General features: G+C 43.6%; 13 protein-coding genes. 9 read left to right on the top strand and 4 right to left on the bottom strand.

The genetic code is table 11. The features are described from left to right. Window positions 1-53: 53 nt before the first annotated feature. Both ABCM67_RS13160 and ABCM67_RS13155 read left to right on the top strand, forming a co-directional pair. On the top strand, window positions 54-665 hold the full coding sequence (locus ABCM67_RS13160) for an ECF transporter S component (RefSeq protein WP_129976152.1): 612 nt from the start codon (window positions 54-56) through the stop codon (window positions 663-665). A 108-nt stretch (window positions 666-773) separates the two neighbouring features. After that, window positions 774-935 carry a hypothetical protein gene (locus ABCM67_RS13155; RefSeq protein ID WP_173760055.1) on the top strand — a complete coding sequence of 54 codons (162 nt, stop codon included), beginning with the start codon at window positions 774-776 and terminating at the stop codon, window positions 933-935. Here ABCM67_RS13155 and ABCM67_RS13150 read toward each other — a convergent pair. Beyond that, the gene (locus ABCM67_RS13150; protein ID WP_342992907.1) at window positions 904-1,206 is read right to left on the bottom strand and encodes an AraC family transcriptional regulator; all 303 of its coding nucleotides are present in this window, start codon (window positions 1,204-1,206) and stop codon (window positions 904-906) included. The genes ABCM67_RS13155 and ABCM67_RS13150 overlap by 32 nt on opposite strands. Window positions 1,207-1,515: 309 nt before the next feature. Between ABCM67_RS13150 and ABCM67_RS13145 the strand changes: the two genes are divergently transcribed. Then, a complete protein-coding gene (locus ABCM67_RS13145; RefSeq protein ID WP_144095119.1) occupies window positions 1,516-2,922 on the top strand; it encodes an MATE family efflux transporter in 1,407 nt (468 codons plus the stop codon). Here the strand turns inward: ABCM67_RS13145 and ABCM67_RS13140 are convergent. The 3 genes from ABCM67_RS13140 to ABCM67_RS13130 form a co-directional block, all read right to left on the bottom strand. Then, window positions 2,904-4,046 carry an RluA family pseudouridine synthase gene (locus tag ABCM67_RS13140; RefSeq protein ID WP_147603483.1) on the bottom strand — a complete coding sequence of 381 codons (1,143 nt, stop codon included), beginning with the start codon at window positions 4,044-4,046 and terminating at the stop codon, window positions 2,904-2,906. The two genes, ABCM67_RS13145 and ABCM67_RS13140, sit on opposite strands and share 19 nt — an antisense overlap. 65 nt (window positions 4,047-4,111) lie before the next feature. Then, entirely contained in the window at window positions 4,112-4,732 is a 621-nt protein-coding gene (locus tag ABCM67_RS13135; protein ID WP_021651843.1) for a response regulator transcription factor, read from the bottom strand. Between the two features lie 133 nt (window positions 4,733-4,865). Continuing rightward, the gene (locus ABCM67_RS13130) at window positions 4,866-6,047 is read right to left on the bottom strand and encodes a histidine kinase (protein ID WP_147603482.1); all 1,182 of its coding nucleotides are present in this window, start codon (window positions 6,045-6,047) and stop codon (window positions 4,866-4,868) included. 346 nt (window positions 6,048-6,393) lie between these two features. On the opposite strand from ABCM67_RS13130, the gene ABCM67_RS13125 reads away from it, so the two are divergent. From ABCM67_RS13125 to udp, 6 genes are all read left to right on the top strand, one after another. After that, window positions 6,394-7,323 (top strand): ABC transporter ATP-binding protein, encoded by a 930-nt coding sequence (locus ABCM67_RS13125; protein WP_114001774.1) that lies wholly within the window; start codon window positions 6,394-6,396, stop codon window positions 7,321-7,323. Window positions 7,324-7,335: 12 nt separating this feature from the next. Next, window positions 7,336-8,460, top strand: coding sequence for an ABC transporter permease (locus ABCM67_RS13120; RefSeq protein ID WP_147603481.1), 1,125 nt, complete (start codon window positions 7,336-7,338; stop codon window positions 8,458-8,460). Then, a complete protein-coding gene (locus tag ABCM67_RS13115) occupies window positions 8,447-9,592 on the top strand; it encodes an ABC transporter permease (protein ID WP_147603480.1) in 1,146 nt (381 codons plus the stop codon). Before ABCM67_RS13120 ends, ABCM67_RS13115 begins: the two co-directional genes overlap by 14 nt. A gap of 71 nt (window positions 9,593-9,663) precedes the next feature. After that, window positions 9,664-10,635, top strand: coding sequence for a D-2-hydroxyacid dehydrogenase (locus tag ABCM67_RS13110; RefSeq protein ID WP_147603479.1), 972 nt, complete (start codon window positions 9,664-9,666; stop codon window positions 10,633-10,635). Between the two features lie 138 nt (window positions 10,636-10,773). Further along, on the top strand, window positions 10,774-11,373 hold the full coding sequence (locus ABCM67_RS13105) for an NUDIX hydrolase (protein WP_147603478.1): 600 nt from the start codon (window positions 10,774-10,776) through the stop codon (window positions 11,371-11,373). A 175-nt stretch (window positions 11,374-11,548) separates the two neighbouring features. Beyond that, window positions 11,549-12,340 carry a uridine phosphorylase gene (udp, locus tag ABCM67_RS13100; protein ID WP_147603477.1) on the top strand — a complete coding sequence of 264 codons (792 nt, stop codon included), beginning with the start codon at window positions 11,549-11,551 and terminating at the stop codon, window positions 12,338-12,340. The last annotated feature ends 10 nt before the right edge of the window (window positions 12,341-12,350 follow it).

The following is a 12,350-nucleotide window of genomic DNA, read 5'->3' as shown; positions in this document are numbered from 1 at the left end:
ATCATACATTAAAGTAATAACAAAGGTAATAACGAAACGAGAGGGGAATTATTATGAACACACAGAACAACACAGTAGTTAAACTTGCAGAAACTGCGTTATTAGCAGCTTTATGTTATGTATCCTTCACATTTCTGCAGATCAAGATCCCGGTGCCGGGCGGAGACGCAACATCCATTCATATCGGAAATGCTTTCTGCGTACTTGCAGCACTGCTTCTGGGTGGCGTATATGGCGGACTTGCCGGAGCTATCGGAATGGGAATTGCAGATATCATGGACCCTGTTTATATCACAGGCGCACCGAAAACCTTTGTACTGAAATTCTGTATCGGTCTGATCGTAGGTCTTGTGGCACACAAGGTTGCAAAGATCAATGAGAGTACAGATAAAAAATATGTTTTCAAATGGAGTGTGATCGCATCTGTCGCAGGACTTGCATTTAACGTAATTGCAGATCCTATCGTAGGATATTTCTACAAACAGTACATTCTGGGACAGCCACAGGAACTGGCACAGGCACTTGCAAAAATGAGTGCGGCGGCAACTTTTATCAATGCAGTTGTATCTGTAATTCTGGTAGCGATCATCTATAATGCAGTACGTCCGGTACTGATCAAAAGTCATCTGATCACAGTTACCAACAACAAAAATCAGGTTGCGTAAAACGACATACTAAAAAAATAATAGAAAACAAGAAATAACACAAGACAGCGAAATGGAAGTAAAATCCATTTCGCTGTTTTTTTATGCGGGTATAGGATCATTTTTTATATGGTTATCCTCACATGGAAAACAAATTTTGGAACAACCAAGATCTGTTTTGACGTATCCATGGCAGTGATCGCTGCGGTACTTTCCTTCGTATTTGCGGGAAGACTGGATGGTGTAAGAGAAGGTACTGTTATTTCCGCATATTCTCCCGCACCTTCTTAGGTGTGCACCCGAAGTGCTCCTGGAACATCCGTCGAAACAGCTTATAATTGTTGAATCCATGGCGTTTCAGAATCACATGCACAGGGTCTTTCGTATTGATCAGATCTTTGTAGATAAAAGAAAGTCTGTATTCATTCTGATATTCCAGAAATGTAACCCCCATCTTTTTCTTGAAAAAACGGCAGAAATATCCAGCCTGGAGATAAGCAACACCTGCGATCTCATCCAGAGAAATAGGCCGTTTGTAATTCTCAGAAATATAATTCAGCACCAGATTCAGCCGGTCCAGATCTTTTTTCAGCCGGCTTAGATCACTTTGAAAAACTTTGACACTGAAATTGTGACACAGCTGGAACAAAAGTTCAAAGATCAGGATATTGCAGACGAGAGTCGTATGGTGGAGTAAAAAGATACAAAAAAAGCGGAGATTTATCGTTATAAAGACTATTGAAAATAAAAGAAGTTTGTAGTAAGGTAGTAGCTACAACGCTTACGAAAGGGAAGAATGTTTCAGGTGGGCAGTCTCCTTTTTGTGGAGAATTTTGGATGAAGGAAAACGAAAAACAAGGGGGAAGAATTTATGGAGAAGGTAAAAGAGAAATCTTCTTTTTTCCGAAAGTTCGTAGGAGATAAGAGGTTTTATCTGATGGTCCTGTCTATTGCAGTACCGATCATGGTACAGAACGGGATCACAAATTTTGTCAGTCTTCTGGACAATATTATGATCGGTCGTATCGGTACCGAACAGATGTCTGGAGCGGCGATCGTCAATCAGCTGATCTTTGTATATAATCTATGTATTTTCGGCGGGGTGTCCGGAGCGGGAATTTTTACAGCACAGTATTTCGGACAGAAGGATCATGAGGGTGTCCGCCAGACACTTCGTTATAAATTGTGGATGGCAGTGATTCTGACAGCAATCACCATTATACTGTTTCTGACAGCAGGGGGTTCACTGATCAGCATGTATTTAAAAGGTGACGGGACTGCACAGGAGATCAGGGATACTCTTATTTATGGGAAACAGTATTTATGGATCATGCTTCTGGGACTTCCGCCATTTATGATGGTGCAGGTCTATGCAAGTACTTTACGTGAATGCGGTGAGACCGTACTTCCAATGAAGGCCGGGATCGTGGCAGTGCTGATCAATCTGATATTTAATTATCTTCTGATCTATGGAAAATTCGGATTCCCGGAAATGGGAGTAAGAGGCGCGGCTGTTGCCACAGTGCTCTCCAGATATGTGGAAGCCTGCATTGTCCTGAGCTGGACACATAAGCATACAGAAAAGAATATTTTTGCACAGGGTCTGTATTCAACATTAAAGGTTCCGGCGAACCTGACAAAGAAGATACTTATTAAGGGAACCCCGCTGCTTCTGAATGAGACTTTATGGGCAGCCGGAGTGGCCATGCTGACACAATGTTATTCAGTCCGTGGACTGAACGTGGTTGCGGGATTAAATATTTCCAATACCATCAACAATGTATTTAATATCATATTTATCGCACTTGGAGATTCGGTAGCCATTGTTGTAGGACAGCTTCTGGGGGCAGGTAAGATGAAGGAAGCCAGAGATACGGACAACAAGATGATCGCATTTTCTGTGTTCTGCTGTACCTGCGTGGCAGCTGTGATGTTTGTAATGGCACCACTGTTTCCAAGGCTTTACAATACCAATGCTGAGGCACGTACTCTGGCGAAATATTTTATTATGCTCACAGCATTTTTCATGCCGCAGAATGCATTCTTGCATGCAACATATTTTACTTTGCGTTCCGGTGGAAAGACCATCGTTACATTTCTGTTTGACAGTGTGTTTATCTGGGTGGTAAGTGTAACGATCGCATTTACCTTAAGCCGTTTTACAGGTCTGCCTGTACTTGTGATCTACGCAATGGTCCAGGCAGCGGATATGATGAAATGTGTCATTGGATTTATCCTTGTAAAAAAAGGCGTATGGCTTCAGAATATCGTTTCATAGAATTTTTTGAAATCTTCCGGGAGGGGTGCTTCCAGGGAGATTTCTTTTTTGGCATTTTTGTCATGATGCATGGAAGCCCGGGTGTCGGAAGCAGATTCATCAATTGAAAATGGAAGTTGAAATTTAAGCTTCCATGCGTGGAGTGCAGCCCGGGAAAACGGATTCGATATGTCCGATAAACAGTACAGAGAATCACCCAGAAGAGGATGCCCGAGAGATGCCATGTGTACACGGATCTGATGGGTACGGCCGGTTTTCAGACGGAGCATTACAAGAGAAGCCGGAGCTGCTGCGTCAGGGCCGGTAGATTTCAGAACAGAATAAAGGGTTTCTGCATGTTTGCTTCCGGGAAGCGTGCCATCTGTGGATACGACCATTTTCAGACGGTTATCCGGGTCAGGTGCAAGGGGAACGGAGATCCTGTGAAAAGCTCCATCTTCATCCACAGGCATGAAACCGGAAACTGCAGCCAGATAGGTTTTCTCTGAAATCCCTTCTTCACGCTGGTTCTGTAATCTGGCGGCAGCAGTCTGGTTCCTGGCAAAGAGCAGGATACCGGAGGTTTCTTTATCCAATCGTCCGATAGACCGGACTTTGGTAGGCTCTCCTTTGGAACGGAAATAGGAAGCCACCTGGTTGGCGAGACTGTCACTGTAGTGAGAACCGGAAGGGTGAGTGACAATCCCGGCAGGTTTATTTATGGCGAGGATATCCTGGTCTTCGTATATAATCGCCAACTCAGGAAGAAACTGTGACGTTGTAGCCGGTGAATGATAATTGTGAGAATTGACATCAGAACCTGCAAATTCTGAAGCTGCGGAATCAGAATATGAAATTGCGTCTGCGGAGAACTGGAAATTGTGATTGGACGAATAGACGATAAAGGATGAAGATTCCAGCTGGGCAGAATCCACATCGTCCGCTTCCAGGCATACTATGATCTGATCCCCGGGATAAGCGGTTTCCGTTACCCGGCACTGTTGTCCGTTTTTTCGGATACCACCGGGACGGAACTTCGCCTGGCTGATCTGCTTTTTTGTAAGACCTGCCTGCGTGCGAAGAAAGCGGGAGACAGGTGCCGGAACAGCTGTTTTCGGGATATAGATAGTAAGATAGCGGTTCATTGTGAGGAATCCTCCGATTCTATTAAATTAATAAATATTTACAGGAATTTGGATGCAGGAGATTTTTACTTATGCTGATAATAAAAAACAGCAACTTGAGTCCGATCCCTCAGCTGCAGTTTATCCAGAATGGAACTGAGATAATTTCGTACCGTTCCCTCACTGAGAAACAGTTCTGCGGCAATCTCCTTATTGCTGTATCCGTTGGCAATCAGCCGGATGATATCCAGCTCCCGTTCGCTGATGTTTCTGGAAGCATAATCAAATCCGTCGGAAGACTGCAGGAGTTCAGGGATTTTGGATATGATCTCTGTGCCGAATACGGTCTGGCCGGAGTAAACCGCCTGAAGAGCTGGAAGAATGCTGGTATGATCCTGCTTCAGAAGATAACCCTTTGTGCCGAGGCGGAGGGCTTTTACAATATATTCATCATCGGAAAAAGTAGTCAGAAGAAGAATTTTTGCCTCCGGAAATTCGCCCAGGATCTTTCTGGAAGCTTCCAGTCCGTCCATTCCTTTCATACGGATATCCATCAGAAGAATATCCGGAAGATACTCTCTGTACAGAGAGCAGGCTTCTTCACCATCAGAGCCGGTGGCAGTCACTTCGATATCCGGGTTTGCCTCAAGAATGGTTTTTAGTGCTCCTGCAACCAGGCAGTCGTCGTCTACGATTATAATTTTCATGTCAAAATCTCCTGTTTATGAGTTATAAAAAATAAATTTACAGATCAGAAAAAACAGACGGATCCAATATGCCGGGAAAGTACTTTGATCAAATCAGGAAGGTTTCCGGCAAAGTGAGAAATATCTGTCTGATTCAATTAGAAACAGATTTCGGGATCGTCACAAAGATCCGAAAACCATTCTCCTGCGTAATCTGGACCGTACCGCCCAGCGTCTTTGCACGGTCACGGATATTGGACAGTCCCATACCACCGGAAATATTTTTGGCCTTATTGCTGTCTGATCCAGTTTGAATATCCGGAATTCCATTTTCCGGTGTCCCATTATCCTCAATGCACAATTGATAAAGTGCAGGATGCTCCCGCAGAAGAATATCCACAGAATCCGCATTACTATGCCGCATCACATTGGAAAGCCCTTCCTTTGTAATACTGATCAGACTGTATTTCACCTCTCTTGGAATCTGCCTGGACATATCATAAGTAAGATTCACCGGGCAGAAGGTGAAATCCTTTACAAGTCCTTTTATGGCATCTTCCAGATCTATCGCATCGTCATGAAGATCATGTACACTGGAACGGATGCTGTTCATAGCACCGTTCAGGGATTCTTCCAGATTTCCAAGCAGAGGATCAAGAGAATCATTTTTGTTGATGGTTTTGCAGGCAGCAGTCATAAGGATAGAACGGGATAGTACATGTCCCACATTATCATGGATCTCTCTGGCAATTCTGTTTCGCTCGCGCAATGTAGCAGCATAAATCTCGTAATCCTGTTTTTCCAGAAGTGCCTTGTTTTTTTCAGAAAGAAGAAGCGTATGTTCCTCACTGTCATCCCGGATCTGATGAAAATCCTGGTAAAGAGCCTGATATTTTCCGGCATAGAGCCAGAGAAAAAATGAGAGAACGAAACCAAAAATCCCAAGCAGACAAAGAACTGCCGGAAATCTATTGATCTGAAAAACCAGAAATCCCCAAAGTGGAAGCGCAGCCACTGCCAGAGGAAAAAGCCCAGCAGATAAGGTCTGATACAGCAGCAGCGGGAAAAATAGAAGAAGATCCGAAAACCACAGGGAACATAATCCAAAGATCACATAGCTTCCTGCAAGAACCGGAATGATATTTCCGGCGGGTTTCAATACTGGCAAAGAATTGTGTGAACAGGATTCTGTTTTACATACCCTGCCCAGATAAGTAATGCAGCAAAGGATCACCGCAAAAAGGAGGGCAAACACAAGAGCCTGATCTGCAGGCACATAAAAAAATGTTAAAGTACTGTATAAAAGCAATAGTATGGAATCTGTAAAATAACGCATAAAAAATATACCCTCCTTTCTCAGAATTACAGCCTTTTCCGAAAGTCAGGCAGATAACCGGCTAAAATTATCGTATCCTGTTCCGGGAGAACCCCTTTTGCTGCACAAATTTCTGAAATCAATGTGCCTTTATTATAATATACCGGTTCCTTTCCTGCAAAGAAAAATCTATCCTTCTGAAAAAGACATGACATTTGTCATTTGCAGGTGGTGACATTCAACACTTGGAGCAGACAGAAGAAAAGGATATAATGGCATCATAGAAGAAATATGAATTTCTGCGAAAAAGACATAAAAGTCCTGCTTAACGGACTGTAAAAAAGGAGGAAAACATATGCCACAGAGTATGGTCCACATAGAAAATCTGGTAAAACGATATGGTGATCTTACCGCACTGAATCATCTGGAACTGGATATCCGGGAGGGTGAGATCTTCGGATTACTTGGTCCCAACGGCTCGGGAAAGACAACGGCCATCAGCTGCCTCTTGTCACTTCTGAAATATGACAGAGGTGAAATAAAGATATTCGGAGAAGAGATGAAGCCGGACAGCTATAAGCTCAAGGAACAGATTGGGATCGTGCTTCAGAATGTAGCCGTTTTTGATGAGCTGACAGTGCAGGAAAATATCGATTATTTCTGCGGCCTTTACATACGGGACAGGAAACGGAGAAAAGAGCTGGTGGAGGATGCCATTGAATTTACAGGTCTTGAAGATTTCCGCAAAATGTACCCGAAGAAGCTTTCCGGGGGCCTTTTACGAAGATTGAACATTGCCTGCGGGATTGCCCACAAGCCAAGACTGATCATTATGGATGAGCCGACGGTAGCTGTAGATCCACAGAGCAGAAACAAGATCCTGGAAGGGATCCAGACGCTGAACCACCAGGGCTCCACCATTATCTACACATCCCATTACATGGAAGAAGTGGAGCAGATCTGTACCAGGATCGCCATCATGGATCACGGAAGAGTCATCGCTCAGGGAACAAAGGAAGAATTGAAGCAGATGATCAAAACAGGAGAGACCATCACCGTAGAAGCCATTGCCCTGGAAGAAAAAAATCTCCGGGATATCCGCACACTGGAGCATGTGTTTGATGTGCAGTATAAAAAACAGGTGCTGGTCGTGCGCTGTACCGATGCGAAGCATAACCTGATCCGTCTTCTTAATTATCTGCAAAGCCAGGATATTTCTTTTGGAAGAGTCTTTTCCGAACTGCCTACATTAAATGATGTCTTTCTGGAGATCACCGGAAAACAGCTAAGAGATTAGGAGGGATGGGAGATGTTACATTTACTGAAATACAGTTTTCTTTCCAAGATCCGGAATTTTAACATTGTATTCTGGCCGCTGGTCTTTCCGCTTGTGCTTGGAACCTTTTTTTACTTTGCATTCGGAAATATCAATGAAGCAGATTTTCAGACGGTTCCGGTGGCAGTGGTGAAGGAAGCTTCTGCGGATACGTTTTTTATGACCTATCTGGATGAAGTGGAAAAAAGCAGTCCGGATCTTTTAAAAGCAGAAGAAATGTCGGAAAAGGAAGCGCTGGAAGCACTGCAGGATAAAAAAGTAGAAGGGATTTATTATGTGGGAAAAGAGCCTTCCCTTACAGTAGCAGGAACCGGAATAGAAGAAAGTATCCTTCAGACAGTTCTCGACAGCTGTGAAAACACCAGAACGACTATCACCAATATCATGAAAAAAAATCCGCAGATGGATATGGAAACCATGAAATCCTTGTTAAGTTCCGACAGCTTGGTAAGGGAAGTCTCTCTTGGCGGCCGGACCATTGACGGAAATGTGCAGTTCTTTTACGCACTGATCGCCATGGCCTGCCTGTATGGATGCTTTATCGGATTTGGCTCTGCGATCGGGATCCAGGCTAATATCACACCTCTGGCAGCCAGACGGTGTGTAACGCCGACCCACAAGCTGAAGCTGATCCTTACAGACCAGCTGACATCTTTTGCTCTGGGCTATGTGGACGTGATCATTCTGATCCTGTATCTCCGGTATATTCTCAATCTGGATTTTCAGGGACAGATGGGAAAAATGCTGGTGGTATCTTTTTTCGGAAGTCTCATCGGTGTATCTATGGGAATGTTTATAGGCAGCTTCGGAAAAATGCAGGAAGGCGTCAGAATCGGGCTCATGCTTGGAATCTCTATGGTAAGCAGCTTTCTTGCCGGACTGATGAACGGAAATATGAAGGATATCGTGGAAAAAAGTGTTCCGTTTGTGAACCGGATCAATCCTGCATCACTGATCTCAGATGCGTTTTACTGTATCAATGTATATGATGATATGACCAGATACTATAGAAATCTGATCACACTGGCGGTAATGTGCGTGGTGCTGGTGACGGCATCCTTTTTCATGGTCAGGAGGGAACGTTATGACAGTATTTAAAGGCTATATGAGGATCATGAAAAAAAATACAGGTCTGATCCTCCTGTATCTGGGCATTTTTTTCGGAGTGACAATGGCACTTCAGGCAGCGGCCGGTAAGGAAACTTATACCAGCTATGAAAGCGAAAAAATAAAGATCGGAGTGGTGGATAAAGACAACGGACCACTTGCAGAAGGACTGGTAAAATGGCTTGAAGGTACGCATCACGTGACCATGCTGGAGGATAACAGGGAGAAGCTTCAGGAAGAGCTTTTTTACAGAAATGTAGAGTACATCGTGGTGATTCCTGAGGATTTTTATGAGAGCTGTATGGTAAACGGCGAAAGTATTTCTGTGACCAAGGTGCCCGGATCTTATTCGGCATATTATGTGGATCAGCAGCTTGAGAGCTGTCTGAATACAATGCGGACATATCTGAAAGCCGGTTTTTCCCAGAAGGAAGCGGCAACAGCGATCCTGGATAAAAAAAGAGGAGAAGTCACTATGCTGGATACAGATGAAAACAGTGGTACGTCCGGATGGCTCTATTATTTCCGATATATTCCATATCTGTTTTTTGCATTACTTTGCTATGTGATGGGATATGTTCTGATGGCTTTCAAAAAAGACGATATACCAAAGAGAATGCAGGCATCTGCGGTCTCTGCAAGACGACAGAGTCTGGAAGGGCTTCTGGCCATGTTTGTGATGGGTGGGGGCTTATGGGGAATCGGTATGGCTGGAGCCATCCTTATGTATGGAAAAACATTTCTCGGTTCAGAAAATTTCGGATACTATGTACTGAACACTCTGGTAATGATGGCAGTGGCACTTTCACTTTCCTATCTGATCGGTCTTTTTGTAAAAAACAGCAACATGTTAAGCGGGATCGCAAATATCCTGTCTCTTGGAATGTGCTTTCTGTGTGGTGTGTTTGTTCCCATGAATATTATGGACAGAAACGTCCTGAAGGTGTCTCAGTTTCTTCCTGTGTACTGGTATGAAAACGTAAATGAGACTCTTGGAAGTTATAGCCACCTAACAGGTGAGGCAGCTGTATCGGTGTGGAAAGGCATTGGACTGGAAGCTATGTTTGCGGTAGTTTTTGTCTGCATGATCCTGGTAGTGACCAGGTATCAGCGGCAGAAATAACAGAAAATAATAGCAGATGGCTGTTAATTATGGTAGGATATAGCTGATAAAGATGATTTGCGGAGAAAAACATGAAAAAAATACAAGTTTTACTAAAACCACAATGCAATGCAGAAATTCAAAATCAGTTTGCAACAAAATTCGGAGATCAGTGCGAATTTACATTTCAGGGCAAAGAAACTGAGGATGCGATCGCAGCAGCAGAAGTAGTGATCGGAGAGCCAGAGGAAGAAGAAATCCTGAAAGCAGAAAATCTTCGCTGGATCCAGCTGACCTGGGCCGGTGCGGACAAATATACAAAAATGAAAGCATTCCCGACAGGAGTTACATTAACCAATGCTTCCGGCGCTTTTGGAAAGATCATATCAGAATATGTGATCGGGAATATCATTGCGCTGTACCGTGAACTTCCGAACTACTGGAAGAACAAACAGAAACACCTCTGGGTACAGAATCGATCATCAGAAACCATATATGGAAAAAACATTCTCATCCTGGGAACCGGGGATATAGGAAGAAATATTGCCCATAGAATGAAAGCGTTTGAAACGCATGTGACTGGAATAAAAAGAACTGCAGTCCCGGAGCATTTGCAGCAGATGAAAGAGTTTGATGAGGTATATGATCTGACAGCGCTGGATCAGCAGCTTCAGAAAGCGGATATTGTGATCGGCTGTCTCCCGGGAACACCGGAAACAAAATGCCTTCTGAATTACGAACGGCTGTATTCCATGAAAAAAGATGCAATTCTGGTTAATGTAGGAAGAGGAAGCCTCATTCCAACAGAAGACCTGATCAGAGTACTGGAGGAAGGCCATTTAAAAGGAGCGGTCCTGGATGTATTTGAAACAGAACCATTGCCGGAGACATCACCTCTTTGGAATATGGAAAACGTCCTTATCACTCCACACATTGCAGGCCCGAGTTTCGGTGGAAACGCTGAAGTCCAGGATATGATCTGGAACATCTGTATGGAAAATATGGAACGATATCTGAATGGAAAAAAATTAAAAAATATTGTCCGGTTAAAGGATGGGTATTAAATAAAAAAGATAGTTACAAGCTCCTTCTGATAAACTGTGAAGCAGTTATCCGGTTATGAGCAAGTAGCGAAGCGGATGCTTTTATCCGCTTGACTAAAAATACATTTATGGATATTTAAGAAAGAGACAGAGTGCATAATGATAACACGTCAGAAACTGATCGATCAGATAGAAAAATACAAGCCATATAATGAGCAGGAAGAAAAAGATAAAATCCTGATCCTGGATTGGATCAGAAATAATGAGAATGCTTTTTTCAGGGAAAATGCAGTAGCCCATATGACAGCTTCTGCCTGGGTAGTAAACAGAGAACGGACGAAAGTCCTTATGGTATATCACAACATATACAATTCCTGGTCCTGGCTTGGAGGACATGCAGATGGTGAGACGGATTTACTGTCCGTTGCTGTCAGAGAAGTAAAAGAAGAGGCAGGGATTTCCAATGTTCGTCCGGCGTCAGAAGAGATTTTTTCCCTGGAATCCCTGACTGTAGACGGCCATATAAAAAAAGGAAAATATGTATCCAGCCATTTGCACTTTAACCTAACATATCTTCTTGAGGCAGATTCAGAAGAGGCTGTTTCCATAAAAGCAGATGAAAACAGCGGTGTAGCCTGGTTTTCACCGGAAGAAGCATTGATGAGATCAACAGAACCGTGGTTTGTGGAACATGTTTATATTAAGCTTTTGAAGAAAATGAATCTATGTTATAATGGGATAAAGACAAAAGAGGTTTGACATTGACTGAGCAAATACGAAAATCTGACTGTAATGTAAGACAATACAGTTTTGCAGGAATCGACGGGAAGCAAGGTTAAAATAAAAGAATAAAGGACTGGATTGTATGAAAATGCAGTCTTTTTTTATTCATAAGGAATAGGGAAAATGTTAGCTGAGAAAGGGGGAAACAAACATGAAAAATTATTCAGAGGATGCGGACAGACAGTATCACATTCAGGTAGCAAAAGGAGAAGTGGGACGTTACGTTATTTTACCGGGAGATCCGAAACGCTGCAAAAAGATCGCACAGTATTTTGAGGATCCGGTTTTGGTAGCAGATAACCGGGAATACGTAACATACACCGGAACACTGGACGGAGTGAAGGTAAGTGTGACATCTACCGGAATCGGCGGACCGTCCGCTTCTATCGCAATGGAAGAGCTTTATCGGTGCGGGGCTGATACATTTGTACGCATCGGAACCTGCGGTGGAATGCAGCCAGAGGTAAAAAGTGGTGATATTGTTGTTGCAACGGGCGCGATCCGTATGGAGGGCACCAGTAAAGAGTATGCACCTATTGAATTCCCGGCAGTGGCAAATCTGGAAGTGATCAATGCACTTGTGGAAGGAGCAAAGAAAGAAGAATGTGAATTCCACACAGGTGTGGTACAATGTAAGGATTCCTTTTATGGCCAGCATGAGCCGGAAACCAAGCCGGTCAGCTATGAACTGATGAATAAATGGGAAGCGTGGAAACGTCTTGGCTGTCTTGCGTCGGAGATGGAATCCGCTGCTCTTTTTATAGTGGCAAGCCATTTAAAAGTACGTGTGGGCTCCTGCTTCCTGGTGCTTGCAAATCAGGAAAGAGAGAAGCTGGGTCTGGATAATCCTGTGGTACATGATACCGATAAGGCAATCCAGGTTGCAGTACAGGCAATCCGTGAATTGATCCGTGCAGAACAGGCACAGAAAAAGGCAGAATAACGTATACATG

Source organism: Blautia sp. 2227st1_G12_2227SCRN_220401 (assembly GCF_039062885.1).
GTDB lineage: Bacteria > Bacillota > Clostridia > Lachnospirales > Lachnospiraceae > Blautia_A > Blautia_A fusiformis.
Note: the sequence above shows the minus strand (reverse complement) of the source record. Positions and strands in the feature narration are given on the sequence as shown.